The following is a 17,963-nucleotide window of genomic DNA, read 5'->3' on the forward strand; positions in this document are numbered from 1 at the left end:
CCTGGTCGGCCAGACCCTCCCTGGGTGTGGGGCCCGCGTCAGTAGCGCTGGTTCTGCCAGAGCAGCCCGGCGGCGGCCGACTCCGTCGGGTTGCAGTAACCGCCGTAGGTCCGGTAGCGCTCGGGGGAGATGAGCTCCTTGGCGCAGTCCGCGGCGTGCTCGAGCGGTGCCCAGTCGGGCGCCATCGGGATGGTCGGGACCGCCGGGTCGGGGTTCACGTCCGGCACGAACACCTCGGCCGAGCGCGCGACGAGCTGGTCCCACGTCTGCCGGGTGCCGCCCCAGTTGTAGAACTGCTTCATGTGCGCGCACTCGTGGATCGCGATCCCGAGCTTCGACACCTCGGGCTCGGCGGTGAGGGTGGCCAGGGTGGCGGCGTCGATGACGATGCCGTGCTGCCAGTTGAACACGCCCGTCCGGTCGCCGGTCAGGCCCGTGGTGTCGATGGTGACGCTCGCGTTGGGGCACAGGCCCGCGATCGGGGCGTAGAAGCGTGCGGCGTCGCCGGTGTAGGCCGCCGGGTTCTCGAAGCGGACCGAGACCGGCTTCGACGACACGCTGCGCCGGGCGCGCCGGGGGCCCTTCTTCGGCTTCTTGGTCGTGAGCCGGTAGTCGACGGTCTGGGCCGCCACGCCCGTCGGCACCACGTGGGCCGGCACCCGGGCGGCGACGTACTGCTTGCCGATGCTGCCCTTGGTGCCCGCGACCTTGGTCCACTTCCCGCCGTCGACGCGCGCCTGCACGAACACCTTCGGCAGGATCGGCCGGACGCCGCGGTAGGTCTTCCAGGCTGCCTCGACCTGGATGCCGGTGCCCGAGCCGCGGGTCGCGGTGGTGAAGGCGAAGCCGTCGATCCGGTTGTACTTCGCGCCCCAGAAGGCGAAGAGAGGACGACGGTAGGCGCGGGCGGACGGCGCCCGGTCGCCCCGGGCGCTCGCGGAGCGCTCCGGCGCGGTCAGCACCGGCGGCACCACCTCCGACACGTACTGGGTGGACAGGAGGGCATCGGGAGCGGCGCCGCGACCGTCGGCGGGCCCCGCCACGGCGGGTGCGGCGAGGAGCGACAGGGCTGTCGCGGCGAGTGCTGCGGTCAGGCGTCGGCCTGAGGTCATGGGCTGCTCCGTGGTCCGGGGGACGGTCGAGTGCTGCCTACCCGTGGTGGTCCACCGGCAAACGGTCGTGCCCGCACTGTGTCAGAGCAGTCCGCGACGCCTCGCCACCGCGGCCGCCTCGGTGCGCGAGGCGGCATCGAGCTTGGCGAGGATGTTGGAGACGTGCACCGAGACGGTCTTGGTGCTGATGAAGAGCTGCTTGCCGATCTCGCCGTTGCTCCGGCCCTCCGCGACGAGCGCGAGGATCTCGCGCTCCCGCGGGGTGAGCACCGTGTCGTCGCCGGCACCCGTGGCCGGCGCGGGCGCGGACCCCAGCGCGGTGAGCTCGGCGAGCAGCGCGGTGGCGCGCATGGCGTGGGCGGACGCGCGGGCGAGGTCGGCCACCTCCCGGGCACCCGGGGCGTCGCCCGCCGCGCGGAGCACGCCGGCGAGGCGGACGCGGGCCTGCGCGACCTCGGGCACGCTGCCGTAGGCGACCGCCGTCTCCTCGGCCGAGCGCCACGCGGCGACCAGCTCGTCGCTGCTGGGCGGGTCGACCTGAGCGAGCCAGCGCCAGCGGAGGTGCTCGGCGCTGCGGCGGGCCACCCACATCCGGTATTCGGGGCCGTGGCTGCCGTCGTAGGGGGCGTAGAAGTCGATGACCCGCCCGCCGTCGGACATCATCCGCTCGACGTCGGCGCGGGCCGCGTCGCGCTCGTCGGCGGACTGGTGCGGCGCCGCGTTGGCGAGGGCGCCGACCACGAGGGTGGCGAGGCGCAGCCGGGCCTGGAACCAGTCGTGCCACAGGGGCACGACGGTGGCGACCACCTCGTCGTAGACCGCGACCGCGCCCGCCGCGTCGCCGCGCGCGGCCGCCCGCATCAGCTCGGCGCTGCCGGCCGAGATCGCGGTCAGGCCGTCGGTGCCCCAATAGTCGCGGAGCCGGTCGAGGGCCTTGCCGTGGTCGTCGCCGCGGATGCCGATGCAGATGAGCATCTGGTGGGCGAAGTAGAGCCACTCGAAGACCATCGGCGGGTTCTGCCCGCTCACGTCGAGCAGGTCCCACGCCTCGTCGAGCCGGCCCTGGTGGGTGAGCGCGACGGCGAGGAGGAGCCGCGACTCGGCGGGGTAGGGGGACCACGTCAGGCCGCCGACCTCGCTGCGCTCGATCACCTCGCGGTAGACCTCGACCGCCCGGTCGAGGTCGCCCTCGTCCTGGTGCAGGCGGCCGAGCAGGTAGAGCGCGCGGAGCTCGGGCTCGATGAGGCCGGCCCGGCGGGCGCGCTCGGCCGCCGCCCGCCAGCCGGCGCTGGGGCTGGCGCTGCCGTCGGGGTCGAGCCCCGCGACGGTGGTGTGCAGCTCGACGGCCAGGCTGGTGAGGTCGTTGCGCTCGGCGATCTCGAGCGCCTGCACGGCGATGGCCCGCGCCTCGTCGGCGTGCCAGCCGCCGAGGCTCTGGGCGTGCACGAGCAGCGCGCGGGCCAGGAGCTTGGGTGGCGCGCCGCGCAGCAGCTCGACCGCCTCGGCCGCAGTCTCGCGCGGCGAGTCGGTGGTGTCGGTGAGCAGCAGCGCCGAGGCGAGCGCCGTGAGCAGCTGCCCACGCTCGATCTCGGCGCCCTCGGTGGGCAGCGTCGCCAGGCGGGCCCGCAGCACCTTGACCGCCTTGTGCACCCGGCCGGAGGCGACGAGCGCCTCCGCGCAGCGCCGGGCCAGGGCCAGGACGTCCACGTCGGTCACCGGCACGCGGGCGGTGTCGACGAGCTCGAGCGCGTCGAGGAAGTGGGTGGCGGCCTCCGAGGGGCCACCCACGGCCAGCGCCTCCTCGCCCGCCTCGATCGAGGCGCGGATGGCGACGGGACGGTCGTCGGCGCGACGCGCGTGCTGCGCGAGCTCGGCGGCGGTGCCGACGGCGCGGCCCTCCCCCAGCGCGGCGACGAAGTCGGCGTGGAGCCGCATCCGCTCGCCGGGCAGCAGGTCGTCGTAGACCGCCTCGCCGAGCAGTGCGTGGCGGAAGGCGTAGGTGCCGCCGCGGGAGGCGACCAGGACGTGCGACTCGACGGCGTTGCGGAGGGCGGTCTCGAGCTCGGCGGCGCCGAGGTCGGAGACCGCGGCGAGGAGGCCGTGGCTGACCTGCCGGCCCGCCACCGAGACGATGCGGACCACCTTGCGCGTCGTCTCGTCGAGCCGGTCGAGGTGGACCAGCAGGACGTCGGCGAGCTCGCCGGGCACCTGGCCGGACCACGACGCGCCGACGAGCTCCTCGATGAAGAACGGGTTGCCCTCGGCGCGGTCGACGATGGAGGCGTATTCCGCCTCGGACATCGTCGAGGGGTGCAGCGCCTTCACGAGGATGCGGACGTCGTCGTCGGCGAGCGGCTCGACCTGGAGCCGGTCGATGCCGCGCATCCGCATCCACTCCGCGACCTGGCGGCGGAGCGGGTGGCGGCGGTGCAGGTCGTCGGCGCGGTAGGAGACGACCAGCGAGACGCCCGGGACCGGGCGGGAGAAGAGGAAGCTGAGCATGTCGCGCGTGGACTCGTCGGCCCAGTGGGCGTCCTCGACGATCACGAGGAGCGGCGCCTGCCCGGCGACGGCGGAGAGGAGGTCGCCGAAGGCGTCGTAGACGTTGCCGCGGTCGAGGGCCTGGTCGCCCGACGCGGTCTCGCTGCTGCGGATGCGCCGGCCCGGCTGGAGGCGGGCGAGCGTGGGGTGCTGCTCGAGGACGCGAGCGGCGACGTCGGGCTCGTCGGCCATCATCCGGCCGAGCACCTCGGAGAAGGGGAGGTAGGGCAGGGAGCTGTCGGCGAGGTCGAGGCAGTGGCCGGCGACGACCTGCCAGCCGGCCTCGAGGGCGACGTCGCGCAGCGCCATCAGCACCCGGGTCTTGCCGACACCGGCGTCGCCGGCGACGAGCATCGCGCGCACCGTCCGGTCGGCTCCGGACGTGCGAATGCCGAGCTGGGCGGTGAGTTGCTCCAGCTCGGCATCGCGTCCGATGAGATCGGTGGTCCGCAGGGCCGGCACGGACGACATTGTGTCGTGCCGCTCCGACATCGGCGGGTCGATCGCGGTGCGGGTCACTTCTGGGTGTCGTCGGTGCGGACCCGGGTCCAGCGACGGTGCCCGTAGTCCTTCCTGATCCGGTCCTGCCGGTAGGTGATCTCGGCGCCCAGGAAGCTGTCGGTGCTGAACATGTGCTTCTCCTCTTCTCGTCCGGCCCGTTGTGGGCCGTGAGGAGAGATTCCGTCCGTGAGGTAGGCGCGGACATCGGGCGCGTGCCCTATTCGCGGTGGGCCGGCTACCTCAGATGCAGCGCGCGGGCGCGTACGAGTGTCCCTGAGGTAGCCCGCCGGCCGGTAGTCCCCATCGATCGGGTCGTGCGCGAGGTCTCCGCGCAGCCCATTTGATGGGGACTATCCGGGGGTGGGGGCGGCGACGACCGGGCGGCCGGCCTGCCACACCCCCGCGACGAGCGGGACGCCGGGGCGGTAGGCGAGGTGGACGTACGACGGCGCGTCGAGGAGGACGAGGTCGGCCGCCTTCCCGGGGACGAGCACCCCGACGTCGTCGCGGTCGAGGGCGGTGGCGCCTGTCGCGGTGGCGGCGTGCAGCGCCTCGGCCGGGCTCATCCGCATCTCGCGGACCGCGAGGGCGATGCAGAAGGCCATCGAGGAGGTGAAGGACGAGCCGGGGTTGCAGTCGCTGGCGAGCGCGACGCGTACGCCGGCATCGATCAGCCCGCGGGCGTCCGGGTAGGGCTGCCGGGTGGAGAACTCCACACCCGGCAGCAGGGTCGCGATGGTGCCGGAGTCGCTCAGCGCCGCGACGTCGTCGTCGGAGAGGAAGGTGCAGTGGTCGACCGCGACGAGGCCGAGCTCGCAGGCCAGCCGCACGCCGACGCCGTACGTCAGCTGGTTGGCGTGGAGCCGTCCGCGCAGGCCGCTGTCGGACCCCGCCGCCAGGATGGTGCGCGCCTGGTCGGCGTCGAAGGCGCCGTCCTCGCAGAACACGTCGATCCACCGGGCGTGCGGCGCCGCCGCCGCGAGCATGGGGCCGGTGACCAGGTCGACGTAGTCCGCGGGAGTGGTGCCGGCCGGCACGACGTGGGCACCGAGGAACGTGGTCTCGTCGGTGAACTGGCGGGCCACCGCGAGACTGCGTGCCTCGTCGTGGACCGACAACCCGTAGCCGCTCTTGATCTCCAGCGAGGTGGTGCCCTGGGCACGCATCTCGGCGACGAGCCGGGCGACGCGAGAGGTGAGCTGCTCGTCGGTGGCGGACCGGGTCCGCTCGACCGTGGTGCGGATGCCGCCGGCCGTGTAGGGCTGCCCGGTCATCCGCGCCTCGAACTCCGCCGACCGGTCCCCCGCGAAGACGAGGTGGCTGTGGGAGTCCACGAAGCCGGGGATGACGGCGCGACCGCCGGCGTCGACCTGCACGTCGGCCGCGGGGGCGTCGGCGGCCGGGCCGACCCAGGCGACCCGGCTGCCCTCGAGCACGACGGCCGCGTCCCGCACGAGGCCCAGCAGTCCGCCCTGCTCCGCACGGGCCGGGTCGTTGGTGACCAGCTCGCCGATGCCGGTGATCACGGTGGTCATGGTGGCGGTGGTCGGGGTGGTCATCGAAGGTCCTTCCAGATGCGGCTGACGACGTCGTCGAGCTCCCGGCCGATGGCGGCACGGTCGCCGTCCTCGACGACCCACCTCCCGTCGGCCATGACCCGCCGCACGTCCTCGGCGGTCGCCGCGAACACGACGGTGTTCTCGTCGCGGCCGGTGCCGGCGGTGCGCGGCGAGGTCGGGTCGAGCACCACGAGGTCGGCGCGCCGGCCGACCGCGATGGCTCCCGCGTCGTCCCAGCCGAGCGACGCGTGCCCGGTGGTGGTCGCAGCCGTCACCAGCTCCGCCGCGGACCAGTGCCCGCGCTGCTGCGTGGCCAGCCGCTCGTCGAGCTCGACGGCGCGCATCTCCTCGAACAGGTCGATGACCGCATGGCTGTCGGACCCCAGGGTCAGCCGGGCACCGGCGTCGTGGAGGCGCCGGCTCGGGCCGATGCCGTCCCCGAGGTCGCGCTCGGTGGTCGGGCAGAAGGAGACGTGGGCACCGGCGTCGCCGACGAGCGCGACGTCGGCGTCGGTCAGGTGGGTGGCGTGCACCAGCGTCGTACGCCCGTCGAGGAGGCCGCGGTCGGCCAGGAGGCGCGCGGGCGTGACGCCGTACGCCTCGAGGCAGGCCTCGTTCTCGGCGACCTGCTCGGAGAGGTGGACGTGGAACGGTCGGTCACCGAGGCGGCCGGCCACGGCGCCGAGGTCATCGGCGGGCACGGCCCTGACGGAGTGGGCCGCCGCCCCGACCACGGCATGCGGGCCGACGGCCAGGGCGTCGACGCGGTCGGCCCAGGCGTCCACCGAGCCGTCGCTGTAGCGCACCTGCGCTCCCTCGGGCGGAGCACCGAACCCCGAGGACAGGTAGAGCGTGTCGAGCAGCGTGACCCGGATCCCGGCCTGCCGCGCGGCCTCGACGAGGGCCAGGCCCATCTCGTCGGGGTCGTCGTAGCGGCGCCCGTCGGGCTGGTGGTGGAGGTAGTGGAACTCGCCGACGCAGGTGATCCCGGCGGCCGCCATCTCGCGGTACGTCGCCCGCGCGAGGGCCAGGTGGGTGTCGGGGTCGAGCCGCGCGGCGACGTCGTACATCCGCTCGCGCCAGGTCCAGAACGTGCCGCGCCCGCGCTGGGTCCGGCCGCGCAGCGCCCGGTGGAAGGCGTGGCTGTGGGTGTTCGCCAGCCCGGGGACCACCAGGCCGCGCACCGGGACCGCGCGGGGCGGGTCCGAGTCGGGCGTCACCGACGTGAACCGGCCGTCCTCGACCTCGACCAGCACGTCGTCGTGGAAGCGGTCGCCGAGCCAGGCGTGCTCGAGGAGGTACGCCGTCACGCGGGCGCACCCGCCAGCTCGGCGAGCACGTCGGCCAGCGCGTCGACGCCGGCCAGGCAGTCAGCCGTCTCGGCGTGCTCGTCGGGCGAGTGCGAGACGCCGGTGGGGTTGCGCACGAAGAGCATCGCGGTGGGGATGCCGGCCTCCGACAGGATCCCGGCGTCGTGCCCGGCCTGGGTGGGGATGACCGGCCAGTCGCCGAGGCGGGCGAGCCGGGTGGCGAGGTCGGGGTCGAAGCCGACGGAGCCGGACACCGACTCGGGCGTCACGACCAGCGAGGTGCCGTCGCGGCCCGCGCGGTCGTCGGCCTGCCGGCTGATCTCGGCGACCATGGTCGCCAGGCCGTCGTCGGAGGAGGCGCGGGCGTCGAGCCACGCGGTGACCCGCGACGGCACGGCGTTGGTGCCGTTGGGCTCGACGGCGAGGCGCCCGAAGGTGGCGCGCTGACCGGCCAGCCGGGCCTGCTTGTTGGCGGCCAGCACCGTCATCGCACAGGTCAGCATCGGGTCGCGCCGGTCCTCCATGCGCGTCGTGCCGGCGTGGTTGGCCTGGCCGGCGAAGTCGAAGCGCCAGCGGCCGTGCGGCCAGATCTCGCTGGCCAGCCCGACGGCGACCTCGCGGTCGACGAGGTCGCGGCCCTGCTCGACGTGCAGCTCGACGAAGGTCCCGACCCGATCGAGGGCGAGCAGACCGGCGGACGGGTCCAGCCCGGCGTCGGCGACGGCGTCGGCGAGGAACACCCCGTCGCGGTCCCGCAGCTCCCGCGCCTCGTCCCACGTCGTCGCGCCGGTGACCAGCCGCGAGCCGAGGCAGGCGCGACCGAAGCGGGAGCCCTCCTCCTCGACGAAGACGCCCAGCCCGAGGGGCCGCGACGGCTCGAAGCCGCGATCGCGCAGGACGTCGACCGCGGCCAGCGCCGAGACCACGCCGAGCGGGCCGTCGTACGCCCCGCCGTCGAGCACCGAGTCGAGGTGCGACCCGGTGAGCACGCCCGGCACGTCGCTCGGGGTTCTCGGCTCCCACCACGCCACCTGGTTGCCGATGCCGTCGGTCTCGACCGTGAGCCCACGCGACGCGCACGCCTCGGCGAACCACGCGCGCAGCTCGGTCTCGGCCGAGGCCCACGGCTGCCGGAAGTAGCCTCCCGACGAGGCCGACCGCCCCACCGGCGCCAGGTCGCGCCACATGTCCTCGAACGCTCGGCTGCTGGGCATGGCGCCAGTCCACCGGGATCGCCGATCCCGGTCAACGCAGGACGTCGGCATGTCGTCTCGGATGCCAGACAGGATGTGTCTCCTGGCTCGCGGACACACAGTCGACACGTGTCCGAGAAGCTGCCCTCGGCGGCCCGGTGGCGGGGCGACATCTCGGACACGTGTACGTACGACGCCTCCGGCACCGTCCGCGGCGCGCCCGGGAGTGGAGGAGGAGGGCTGCGTCCGGAGGAGCGGAGCGGGGGAGGGCGCGGCAACGACGACGAACGAGCGGGCTTCCAGCGCCGCGGACACGCGCCGAAGCGAAGCGGAGGCGCAAGACAGTATGGCCTCCATGGAGTTCGCCGAGGTCGTACGCCGCCGCCGGATGGTCCGCCGCTACGCACCCGACCCGGTGGACCGGGCGGTGGTCGACCGGATGGTGGCCCACGCGCAGCGGGCGCCGAACGCCGGCTTCACGCAGGGCTGGGCGTTCCTCGTCCTCGACACGCCAGCGGACGTCGCGCTGTTCTGGGAGTCGACCGGCGCCGACCCCGACACCCACAACGCGTGGCTCGACGGGATGCGCACCGCGCCGGTGGTCATCGTCCCGCTGGCCAGCAGCCGGGCCTACCTCGAGCGCTACGCCGAGGACGACAAGGGCTGGACCGACCGGAGCGAGGACCGGTGGCCGGTGCCGTACTGGTGGGTCGACACCGGGATGGCGTCGCTGCTGATCCTCCAGACGGCCGTCGACGAGGGCCTCGGCGCGTGCTTCTTCGGCATCCCCGGCGAGCACGTCGAGACGTTCCGGGCGGCGTTCGGGGTCCCCGACGACCACGCGCCCGTCGGGGCGATCACGGTCGGGCACCGGCTGACGGACACCGGCTCGTCGGGCTCACCCGCGCGTCGGGAGCGGCGCGACGACGTCGTCCACCGCGGCCGATGGTGAGCGCAGCGGATCGAGCGCCTCGCGCACCTGGGCGAGCAGCGGTCGTGCCGCCGGGTCGAGGTCGACGCAGGCGCGCAGGAGGTCGCGCACCCGCGCGGGTACCTCGTCGAGACCGCTCGGCGTGACCGGCATCCGCCGGTGCACGAGCGGCCAGCGGCGCCGGCTGTCCCACGTCGCCTCGTCGCCGTACGGCGCGGTGCGGGCGAGGGCGTCGATGAGCGTCATGCCGAGGCCCCAGACGTCGGTGGCGGCCGACAGACCGCGACCGGTGGCCTGCTCCGGCGCCAGCCAGCCGCGCGTCCCCGCGCCGGGCCGACCGGTCCCGGGACGACCGGCGAGGCTGAGGTCGATGAGGACCGCCTTGCCGTGGTCGACCACGACGTTGTCGGGCTTGAGGTCGAGGTGCAGCCAGTCGTGGCGGTGGAGGTAGCCGAGGACCGAGGCGAGCTGGCAGCCCAGCTCGGCGGCGTCGGCCAGGCCGAGCGGCTCCTCCTCGACGAGCGCCGAGAGGGTCGCCCCGCGCAGCGTCTCCAGCACGACCGTGGGCGGGTCGTCGAGCACGTCGTAGCCCCGTACGAGGTGGGGGTGGGCGAGCGTGGTGGCGAGGTGCCCCTCGAGCAGCACCGCCTGGCGCACGCGCGGGTCGTCACGCCGGTCGGCGCGCAGGAGCTTGACCACGCAGCGGGTGCCGCGGTCCTCGTCGAACGCGTCCCAGGTCTCCAGCCGCCGACCGTCCGCCAGCAGGGCGATCGGTCGGTAGCCGGCGGGCAGGTCCCCGGTGGGGGTGTGCCGGCGCGTCACCGCGCAGCCTCCGACAGCACCCGGTCCGCGGCGTCGAGGGACACCACACGGTCGACGTGCTTGAGCACGACGGGGTCGTGGGTCAGCACGAGGACCGTGCGATCGCGTGGACCCTCGGTCAGCGCGGCCATCAGCCGGTGGGCGGCGTCCGCGTCGAGGCCGGTCGTCGGCTCGTCCAGCACCAGCACCCGGGTCGGTCGCAGCAGCGCGCGGGCCACGGCCAGCCGCTGGCGCTGCCCCCCGGACAGCGTGCGGCCGCGCTGGCCGATGCGGGTCTGGTAGCCGTGGGGCAGCCGCTCGACGAACTCGTGCGCGCCGGCGGTCCGGGCAGCGTCGCGCACCTCGGCGCGGGTGGCGTCGGGTCGGCCCAGGACGAGGTTGTCGTGGACGGTAGCGTCGAGCATCAGCTGCTCCTGGTGGACCACGGTGACCGCGTCGCGCACCGACGCGGCGGTGTGCGCGGCCACGTCGTGCCCGTCGATCGTCACCCGACCCGCGTCCGCGACGAGCTGGCGCGCCACGAGCCGGCCGAGCGTCGACTTGCCCGACCCGCTCGGCCCGACCAGCGCGACGACCTCGCCGGCACCGACCTCGAGGGAGAAGTCGGAGAGCACCGGGCGCGGGGCGCCGGGGTAGGTGAACGACACCGCGTGCATCGCGAGGGCACCGCGACCGGGCGGCAGGGCGGTCGCGCCCGGACGGTCGCCGCCGGCGGGCTCGTCGAGCAGCTCGACCACCCGCTCGACGCCGGCACTGGCGGAGTAGAGGGCGGGGACCAGGTCGGCCAGCGTGCGCACCGGGCCGAAGCACTGCATGAGCAGCGTCAGGAAGGCCAGCAGCCCGCCGAGGGTGAGCCGGTCGGTGGCGAGCGCCCAGACACCCAGCCCGACGACCAGCAGCACCCCGACGAGCTCGGCGAGGTCGACGAGCGGGAGGAACAGCGCGCGGATCCGGCTCGCGGCGAGCTCGGCGCCGGCGATGGCGCGGTTGTGGCCGTCGTACGACGCGACCGCGCGGTCCTCGCGACCGTAGGACTGCACGAGCGCGGCGTTGCCCAGGGCCTCCTCGGTCACGCTGCCCAGCGACCCGCCGCGGCGGCGGCGCTCGCGCGAGACGTCGCGGGTGAGGCGGGCGAAGCGGGTGGAGACCCACCAGAAGAGGGGCGCGACGACGAGCGAGGCCAGCGCGAGCTGCCACTGCATCCAGACCAGGGCGCCGACCAGGACGAGCAGCCGCACCAGCGCGCCGACGCCCTCGCTCACCTGGGTCACCATGAACCGCTCGACCGCGGCGACGTCGGACGTGAGGCGGGTGAGGGTGTCGCCGAGGCGACGGCGGTCGTGCGTGGCGGCCGGGAGCGACAGCACGTGCGAGAAGACGTCGCGGCGCAGGTCGACGAGGAACCGCTGGGAGACGTACGTCGACAGGTAGTCGTCGGCCCCCGAGACGACCCCGCTCGTCAGGTTGAGGGCGACGTAGAGCAGCGCGAGCAGGAGGAGCGGCTCCAACGCCGCGGGGACCAGGACGTCGTCGACGAGGCGCTGGTAGAGCAGCGCCTCCGCGACCGAGACCAGGGGCGCGGCCGTGAGGAGGACGAGCCCGAGGAGGAGCCACCAGCGCAGGGGCCGCAGCCGCGGCCAGAAGCGGCGGGCGATGTCGACGAGCCGCATCGAGGCGGCGACGTCGACGAGCGCCTCCTGCTCGGGCGCGGCTCGGAGGGCACCGCGCAGGCGGCTGCCGAGGCGACGGCGTACGGACATCGGGCGCTCCTGCTCGGTTGGGGGAAAGGGGGGGTGGGACGAGCACGACGGGTGGGCGGCCGGGAGCGGCCGCCCACCCGTCGCGGTGGGGCTCGGTTCAGCTCGAGCGCGAGCGCGACCGGCTGCGGTTGCGGCGACGGCGGCGGCGCCGGCGGCGGCGCCCGTCGTCGCTGGAGGAGTCGCCCCGACGGGCCTGGACGGCCGGCGCGAGGGCGGTGAGGATTCCGGAGCGGGCCATGGTGGCCTCCTTCGGTTTCGGTACCCGGGACTTCCCGGCTGACGAGGAAGACTCTGGAGCCGGTGCATGACGCGGTCATGAGGCGACGATGAGAGCCTCCTCATCACCGTCGTCCGGCAACCCGGACCGCCGGGGGCCGCCCGGCGCTACGGTCTGCGCATGACCGAACGCGTGGTGGGCGCCCTGCAGGCCCTCGTCCGCATCCCGACCGTCTCCGACCGCGACCCGTCGCGGGTCGACGCCGCGGCCTTCGACCGCCTCCTGGCCGAGCTGGCCACCTGGTTCCCGCTGCTCCACGAGCGGCTCGAGCTGACCCGGGTCGGCTCGCACGGCCTGCTGTTCCGCTGGGCCGGCGCCAGCGCCGAGCGCCCGGTCGTGCTGATGGCCCACCTCGACGTCGTACCGGTCGACGGCGAGGCACCCTGGCAGCACGACCCCTTCGGCGGCGAGGTCCACGACTCCGCGGTGGGTCCCGCGATCTGGGGGCGTGGCACGCTCGACGACAAGGGCTGCGTGGCCGGCATCTGCGAGGCCGTGGAGTCGCTGCTCGAGGCCGGGCACGTCCCGGCGCAGGACGTGTGGCTGTCCTTCGGCTGCGACGAGGAGGTCAGCGGCCCCTCGGCCGTCGACGCGGTCGAGGTGCTCCGCGAGCGGGGCGTGACCCCGTGGCTGGTGCTCGACGAGGGCGGCGCCATCGCGGGTGGCGCCTTCCCCGGCGTGCAGGCCCCTCTCGGCGTCATCGGGGTGACGGAGAAGGGCACGACGTCGCTCGAGCTGGTCGCCGAGGGACGCGGCGGGCACGCCTCGACCCCCGCCAGGAACGGCCCGACCGCCCGGATCGCCCGCGCGATCCTGCGGATCGAGAAGGCGCCGTTCCCCGCGTCCGCACCTCCACCCACGCTCGAGCTCATGCGTCGCCTGGCCCCGCACGTCCCGATGCCGCTGCGCCCGGTCCTCGCGCCGCTGCTGGGCCGCGCCGACCGGCTGGCGCCCGTGGTCACCCGGGCGCTGCTCGCGGCGGGTCCGGAGGCCGCCGCGATGACGCGCACCACGGTCGCCACCACGACGCTGAGCGGCTCCCCCGCCCTCAACGTGATCGCCTCGACCGCTAGGGCCGGTCTCAACGTCCGCGTGATGGTCGGGGACACCGTGGAGGGAGTCGTCGAGCACGTGCGCAAGGCGGTGGCCGACGACTCCATCCGCATCGACGTGGTGGACGCCGGTGAACCGTCGCCGGTCTCCCCGATGGACGCGCCGTTCGAGCTCGTCGAGGAGTGCATCGCGGAGGTCTTCCCCGAGGCGGTGGCGACGCCCTACGTGATGATGGCGGCCACCGACTCGCGCCACTTCTGCGCGATCAGCGAGCACGTCTACCGCTTCGCCCCCTTCCGGATGACCAAGGCGCAGCGGCAGGCGATCCACTCCTACGACGAGCACATCGGCGTCGCCGACCTCGTCGACGGCGCCCGGTGGTACCAGCTGCTCATCGAGAGGCTTCCCGCATGACGGAGATCCCGCCGGCACCGATCCAGGTGCCACCGGCGCACACGGCCGTCAAGGGGCTGGCGGCGGTCGTCGGCTTCCTCGTGCTGGTCGAGGTCGCGAGCGGCATCCTGCAGGGCTACTACACGCCGATCTACCCGCAGATCGCCGAGCACCTCTCGATCAGCGAGGGCGACGTCAACTGGTTCGAGGCCGCGCAGCTGATCGTCAGCGCCCTCTGCATCCCGCTGCTCGCGCGGCTCGGAGACCTCGTCGGCCACAAGCGCGTCCTGCTGCTGTCGACCGCCGTCACCGCCCTGGGCTCGTGGTGGCTGGCGTTCGCGCCGGGCTTCACGACCTTCCTCATCGGCTGGGCGATCCAGGGCGCGTACGTCGTCTGGCTGCCGCTGGAGATCGCGATCGTCCACCGCCGCACGCGGGCGTCAGGGCGCCAGGAGCTGCTCACCCGGCGCGGTGCCGCGATCCTCGTGGGCTCGCTCGAGCTCGCGGTCATCATCGGCGCGGTCACCAGCGGGCTGCTCGTCGAGACCCTCGACATGAACCTCCTGCTCGCCCTGCCGGCCGTCGTCGTGACGGCGGTCTTCTTCGTCATCCTCGCCGGGGTGGAGCAGGCGCCCGGTGACGACGCCGGCGGCAGCATCGACTGGACCGGCCTCGGCCTGGTCACGGTCGCCCTCGGGGTGCTCATGGGCGGACTGGTGCTGCTGCGCCTCGACGGCCCCGGCTCGGCGCGCGGCTGGCTCACCATCGTGCTCGCCGTGGCCGCGTTCGTCGCCTTCTGGCGCTTCGAGCAGCGTCACGCCCAGCCGATCGTCGACGTGCGACTGCTCGCCAGCCCGGCGCAGTGGCCGATCCAGCTCACGGCGTTCCTCTTCGGCATCCCCGTGCTGGGCGGCCAGATCCCGCTGTCGACGTACGCCCAGGCGGACCCGGCCGAGCGCGGCTACGGGCTCGGCGCCGACCCGGCGTTCATCTCCACGCTGATCGGTCTCTACGTCGTGACGCTGGCGATCGGCGCCTTCACCCTGCCTCTCACCACGCGGCTGCTGGGCGGCGTACGCCGTGCGCTGGTGGTCGCGTGCTGCCTCGTCGGCGTCGGCTACCTGCTCTGGCTGCCGTTCCACGACGAGACCTGGCAGGCCCTCATCAACATGGGCGTCGCGGGCCTGGGCTCGGGGGCCCTGGTCGCCGCGCTGCCCGCCGCGGCCGCGGCCGCCGCCCCGCCGGAGCGCACGGGCATCGCCACCGGCATGACCAACGGCACCAAGACGGTCGGCGGCGCCATCGCCTCGGCGATCTTCGCGATCGCCCTCACCGCGACCGGCTCGCTCGACGCGGCGGCGGAGAAGGTCGCCCCGCTCAGCGGCTACCTCACGGTCTGGGCGGTCTGCGCCGGTGCGTCGTTCCTCGCCGCCCTCGCGCTGATGGCCGCGCCCAGGCACGCCTTCGGCGACCGGCCCGAGGTGACGGAGATCGTCTAGGTCCTGAGGCCCGAGCTCAGCCGACCGCGGCGGCGAGCTGCGCCACCCCCGGTCCATCAAGGTCGGTGAGCGCCTGCCCCCAACCGGAGACCACCATCAGCAGGGACAGCGCAGGTCCTGCCACCTCGGGCCCGTCCCCGTGCACGAGGTCCCTGTCGGTGGCCCGCAGCCGCACCCCGGCCGCGCGCTGCCTGCCGCCGCCCAGACCGACGGACGTCCGCAGCTGGTGGGACAGCGCGCGCTCGACAGGCTCCGAGGGGTGGGCGCGGGCCAGGCCGAGCGGTCGCCGCGCGTCCTCCCCGTGGACGACCTCCTCGACCAGGCGGCTGTCGAGCGGCGCCGGCGGAGTGGTCCTGCGGTCCGCCACCACGCGCAGCCGGTCCAGGGTCTCCTGCGGCGTCGCGCCCTTCGCCCGGGCGACGCCGCGTGCGTTCTGCCGGTCGAAGTCGAAGCGCGCCCGCGCCATGTCGCGCACGATGCTGAGCCGGGTGGTGCGCGCGTTGTCGACCAGGTGCGCCGCGACGTCGTGCACCGTCCAGCCGGGGCACAGGCTCGGCGTCTCCCACTGGTCGTCGTCCAGCCCGGTCAGGTCGTCGATGAGCGCCCAGCGCTCCTGGGCCACCAGCTGCCACACGTCGGTCATGCGGATGACCCTGCCAGCCCGCCCTGACAACCGAGCCGGTCAGGCGCCGGCCCAACCCCCGAACCACGCCGCCAGCGTGACGTCGGGAGTCCAGGGCCGCAGCCGCGTCTCGAGGGGACCGCCCTGCGGTGCGAGGTCGGGACGACCCCACCGCGCCGCGCGGCGGAGCAGGCGGAGGTCCTGCAGCTCGGCGCAGCCGTCGGCCACCGCCCGGCAGCCCGTGCGGCCGTCGAGGCCCGCCGCCAGGGCGGCCCACGCCGCGGCGTCCCCGGTCACCCCACGGCGTACGTCGAGGTGGCGCAGCGCCGTCGCCGGCACCGGCTCCGCCGAGGAGACCACGCGCGGGTCCGGGCCGACGAGTGCGAGGTGCGCGTCGCCGAGGCGTACGACGGCACGTGGCAGCGCCGCCAGCAGCGAGTCGACCGTGACCAGCAGCTCCGTGTCCTCCAGGCCCGGGGCGCAGGTCACGACGAGGTCGGCGGGACCACGCGCCAGGCCGCGCCACGTGGTGCCGGTGGCCGAGGTGCGGTCGGCCACGCCCACGGTCTCGGCGAGGCGCGAGCCGGGGTCGCGGTCGCGCGCGCCGGCATCCGGGCCGTCGTGCCAGGCGACGGCGTCGGGACGGTGCGCCACCAGGCCACCGGCGGCCCAGGACCGGTGCGCGAGCTCCCAGTCCTCGCCGCCGTAGGCGCGGAAGTCCTCGTCGAAGCCGCCGACCTCGTCGTACCACCACCGGCTGCACGCGAGGACGGCGCTGATCACGAAGCGGTGGCTGGTGGCGTCGGCGTCGAGGAGGTCACGGGAGTCGACGTAGGCGGATCGCAGCCAGTCCGGCTCGGGCAGCTCGAGCGGCGGGGCGACGCGCTCGACGGGATCGGAGGGGTCGCTGCCGGCCAGGTCGGCGTGCCGGCGGCGCCCGACGACCAGCGCCTCGGGGAGGGCCTCCGGCAGGGCCACCATGCGCTCGACGAACTCCGGCTCGGGCGCGGTGTCTGCGTCGAGGAGCACCAGCACCTCGCCCGAGGTCGCGCCCACGCCGAGGTTGCGGGCGGCGGCGGCGCGGAACCCGCGGTCGTCCTGCCGCACCAGCCACACCCCGGGCGGGACGACCGGCGCCTGCCGCGACCCGTCGTCGGCGACCACCACCTCGTCGGGCACCCGCGTCTGCCGAGACAGCGCGGCGAGGGTCCGGTCGAGCTCGTCCTGCTGCTCGTAGTGCGCGACGACCACCGAGACCGTACGTCGCGCTGCTGCGGACGGTGCGAGGTCCCAGCGGTTGCCCGGGACGCTCGTGCCCCAGGGCGGGGCCGTCACCCCGTCACCGACGCCCACCACGCCCGGTAGGCCGCGGCGGTGTGCTCGAGCTGCGGCCCCAGGTCGGCGCCCGGCGGCGTCCAGGTCGCAGCAGGCCCCAGCAGCGCGGACTCCAGGCGCGGGACCAGCGTCGCGTCGTCGAAGATCGTGGTCGTCCCGGGGCGCAGCGCGGACATCTCACGGGCGTAGGCGCCGTCGCGGACGAGCGGCCGGCGTCCCGCGGCGATCCACGAGTTCAGGCTGCCCGACGCGGACACGTTGCGGTGCGCCGCCACGGGCACGGTCACCCCGCGCAGCGCGCGGACGAGGTCCGCCTCGGGCACCCGGCCGGTGACCTCCACCGGCACCCCGCGCGCGCGGCTCGACCGGATGAGCTCCTCGACCTCGTCGGCGTGACCGGGGGCGGCGCCGCCGAGGACGCGCACCCGCGCCGGCGTCCCGGCCCGCCGCAGGGCGGCCGCGGCCCTGACCACCTGACGGTGGCCCTTGCCGGGATAGACGAAGCCGAACACCCCGAGGACCGGCTCCGCCGGGGCCCGGTGCACGGCCGGCTCGTCGCCCGTCCCACCGTGGTCACCGGGGCGCGAGACCGGCAGCGGGATCACCGTCCCCTGAGCGTCCGCGTCGCTCCAGCGGTTGACGAGCGCATGCTCGTGCCACGAGTTCGTGGCCCAGGCGCGGCTGGCGCGCACGATGCGGCCGTAGGCCGCGGCGCGGGCCCGGAAGACCGGTCCGTCGGTGGGTTGGGGGACGTCGTGGAGCGTCACGGTCAGGTGCACCAGTCGCGTCAGCGACTCCACCGTCGCCGCGGCCTCCGCGGGATCGCGTCCGAACAGCCGGTCGGTGAGGTGCAGGTGGACCGCGGCCCCCGCGGCCAGGTCGCCGATGTCGCGGACGACAGGTGCGCCGGTCGCGGCGGCGACCTCGCCGGCGTAGCGGGTCACGCCGTGCGTGTCCGCCCCCACCAGCAGGTGGTGCGGAGCCGACGGCGTGCCGCTCCGTCGGGTCGGGGGGCTCGGCACGCGGTCATCCTCCCGCGTGTCGCCGGCGCCGTC

14 protein-coding genes are annotated in these 17,963 nt (G+C 74.9%); 3 read left to right on the forward strand and 11 right to left on the reverse strand.

All coding sequences use genetic code 11. The features are described 5' to 3' along the window. Positions 1-38: 38 nt before the first annotated feature. From SHK17_RS19295 to SHK17_RS19315, 5 genes are all read right to left on the reverse strand, one after another. Positions 39-1,112 carry a hypothetical protein gene (locus tag SHK17_RS19295; RefSeq protein WP_322920406.1) on the reverse strand — a complete coding sequence of 358 codons (1,074 nt, stop codon included), beginning with the start codon at positions 1,110-1,112 and terminating at the stop codon, positions 39-41. 81 nt (positions 1,113-1,193) lie between these two features. Beyond that, the gene (locus tag SHK17_RS19300) at positions 1,194-4,115 is read right to left on the reverse strand and encodes a helix-turn-helix transcriptional regulator (protein ID WP_322920407.1); all 2,922 of its coding nucleotides are present in this window, start codon (positions 4,113-4,115) and stop codon (positions 1,194-1,196) included. Positions 4,116-4,504: 389 nt separating this feature from the next. After that, positions 4,505-5,689 (reverse strand): imidazolonepropionase, encoded by a 1,185-nt coding sequence (gene hutI, locus SHK17_RS19305; RefSeq protein ID WP_322922058.1) that lies wholly within the window; start codon positions 5,687-5,689, stop codon positions 4,505-4,507. 20 nt (positions 5,690-5,709) lie between these two features. Then, positions 5,710-7,023, reverse strand: a complete 1,314-nt coding sequence (locus SHK17_RS19310) for a formimidoylglutamate deiminase (RefSeq protein WP_322920408.1) — start codon at positions 7,021-7,023, stop codon at positions 5,710-5,712. Next, positions 7,020-8,237, reverse strand: coding sequence for an allantoate amidohydrolase (locus SHK17_RS19315; protein WP_322920409.1), 1,218 nt, complete (start codon positions 8,235-8,237; stop codon positions 7,020-7,022). Before SHK17_RS19315 ends, SHK17_RS19310 begins: the two co-directional genes overlap by 4 nt. Before the next feature lie 334 nt (positions 8,238-8,571). Between SHK17_RS19315 and SHK17_RS19320 the strand changes: the two genes are divergently transcribed. Beyond that, on the forward strand, positions 8,572-9,168 hold the full coding sequence (locus tag SHK17_RS19320; protein ID WP_322920410.1) for a nitroreductase family protein: 597 nt from the start codon (positions 8,572-8,574) through the stop codon (positions 9,166-9,168). Here SHK17_RS19320 and SHK17_RS19325 read toward each other — a convergent pair. From SHK17_RS19325 to SHK17_RS19335, 3 genes are all read right to left on the reverse strand, one after another. Next, positions 9,115-9,969 carry a serine/threonine-protein kinase gene (locus tag SHK17_RS19325; protein WP_322920411.1) on the reverse strand — a complete coding sequence of 285 codons (855 nt, stop codon included), beginning with the start codon at positions 9,967-9,969 and terminating at the stop codon, positions 9,115-9,117. The two genes, SHK17_RS19320 and SHK17_RS19325, sit on opposite strands and share 54 nt — an antisense overlap. Then, positions 9,966-11,729 (reverse strand): ABC transporter ATP-binding protein, encoded by a 1,764-nt coding sequence (locus SHK17_RS19330; RefSeq protein ID WP_322920412.1) that lies wholly within the window; start codon positions 11,727-11,729, stop codon positions 9,966-9,968. Before SHK17_RS19330 ends, SHK17_RS19325 begins: the two co-directional genes overlap by 4 nt. Positions 11,730-11,826: 97 nt before the next feature. Beyond that, positions 11,827-11,967 (reverse strand): hypothetical protein, encoded by a 141-nt coding sequence (locus SHK17_RS19335; protein ID WP_172267419.1) that lies wholly within the window; start codon positions 11,965-11,967, stop codon positions 11,827-11,829. A gap of 159 nt (positions 11,968-12,126) precedes the next feature. Here SHK17_RS19335 and SHK17_RS19340 point away from each other — a divergent pair, with 159 nt between their 5' ends. Together SHK17_RS19340 and SHK17_RS19345 are read left to right on the forward strand one after the other, a co-directional pair. After that, complete coding sequence (locus tag SHK17_RS19340) at positions 12,127-13,473, forward strand: M20/M25/M40 family metallo-hydrolase (protein ID WP_322920413.1); 1,347 nt, start codon at positions 12,127-12,129, stop codon at positions 13,471-13,473. Further along, positions 13,470-14,951, forward strand: coding sequence for an MFS transporter (locus tag SHK17_RS19345; RefSeq protein ID WP_172267425.1), 1,482 nt, complete (start codon positions 13,470-13,472; stop codon positions 14,949-14,951). Before SHK17_RS19340 ends, SHK17_RS19345 begins: the two co-directional genes overlap by 4 nt. 16 nt (positions 14,952-14,967) lie before the next feature. On the opposite strand, the gene SHK17_RS19350 is transcribed toward SHK17_RS19345, so the two are convergent. Genes SHK17_RS19350 through SHK17_RS19360 form a run of 3 tightly spaced genes read right to left on the reverse strand, consistent with a single transcriptional unit; the run spans position 14,968 to position 17,930 of the window. Further along, entirely contained in the window at positions 14,968-15,594 is a 627-nt protein-coding gene (locus SHK17_RS19350; RefSeq protein ID WP_322920414.1) for a maleylpyruvate isomerase family mycothiol-dependent enzyme, read from the reverse strand. A gap of 39 nt (positions 15,595-15,633) precedes the next feature. Continuing rightward, a complete protein-coding gene (locus tag SHK17_RS19355; RefSeq protein WP_172267431.1) occupies positions 15,634-16,908 on the reverse strand; it encodes a glycosyltransferase in 1,275 nt (424 codons plus the stop codon). Further along, positions 16,905-17,930: a glycosyltransferase family protein gene (locus SHK17_RS19360; protein WP_172267434.1), complete on the reverse strand. Its 1,026-nt coding sequence runs from the start codon at positions 17,928-17,930 to the stop codon at positions 16,905-16,907. The genes SHK17_RS19355 and SHK17_RS19360 overlap by 4 nt, the downstream gene beginning before the upstream one ends. Positions 17,931-17,963 lie beyond the last annotated feature (33 nt).

Origin of the sequence: Nocardioides renjunii (genome assembly GCF_034661175.1) — a bacterium.
Lineage (GTDB): Bacteria > Actinomycetota > Actinomycetes > Propionibacteriales > Nocardioidaceae > Nocardioides > Nocardioides renjunii.

Bases quoted from the DNA above. Each gene is read 5' to 3' on its own strand.
- SHK17_RS19340 (WP_322920413.1), top strand. From the start codon at position 12,127: ATGACCGAACGCGTGGTGGGCGCCCTGCAGGCCCTCGTCCGCATCCCG.
- SHK17_RS19330 (WP_322920412.1), bottom strand. From the start codon at position 11,729: ATGTCCGTACGCCGTCGCCTCGGCAGCCGCCTGCGCGGTGCCCTCCGA.
- hutI (WP_322922058.1), bottom strand. From the start codon at position 5,689: ATGACCACCGTGATCACCGGCATCGGCGAGCTGGTCACCAACGACCCG.
- SHK17_RS19345 (WP_172267425.1), top strand. From the start codon at position 13,470: ATGACGGAGATCCCGCCGGCACCGATCCAGGTGCCACCGGCGCACACG.
- SHK17_RS19335 (WP_172267419.1), bottom strand. From the start codon at position 11,967: ATGGCCCGCTCCGGAATCCTCACCGCCCTCGCGCCGGCCGTCCAGGCC.
- SHK17_RS19315 (WP_322920409.1), bottom strand. From the start codon at position 8,237: ATGCCCAGCAGCCGAGCGTTCGAGGACATGTGGCGCGACCTGGCGCCG.
- SHK17_RS19350 (WP_322920414.1), bottom strand. From the start codon at position 15,594: ATGACCGACGTGTGGCAGCTGGTGGCCCAGGAGCGCTGGGCGCTCATC.
- SHK17_RS19320 (WP_322920410.1), top strand. From the start codon at position 8,572: ATGGAGTTCGCCGAGGTCGTACGCCGCCGCCGGATGGTCCGCCGCTAC.
- SHK17_RS19295 (WP_322920406.1), bottom strand. From the start codon at position 1,112: ATGACCTCAGGCCGACGCCTGACCGCAGCACTCGCCGCGACAGCCCTG.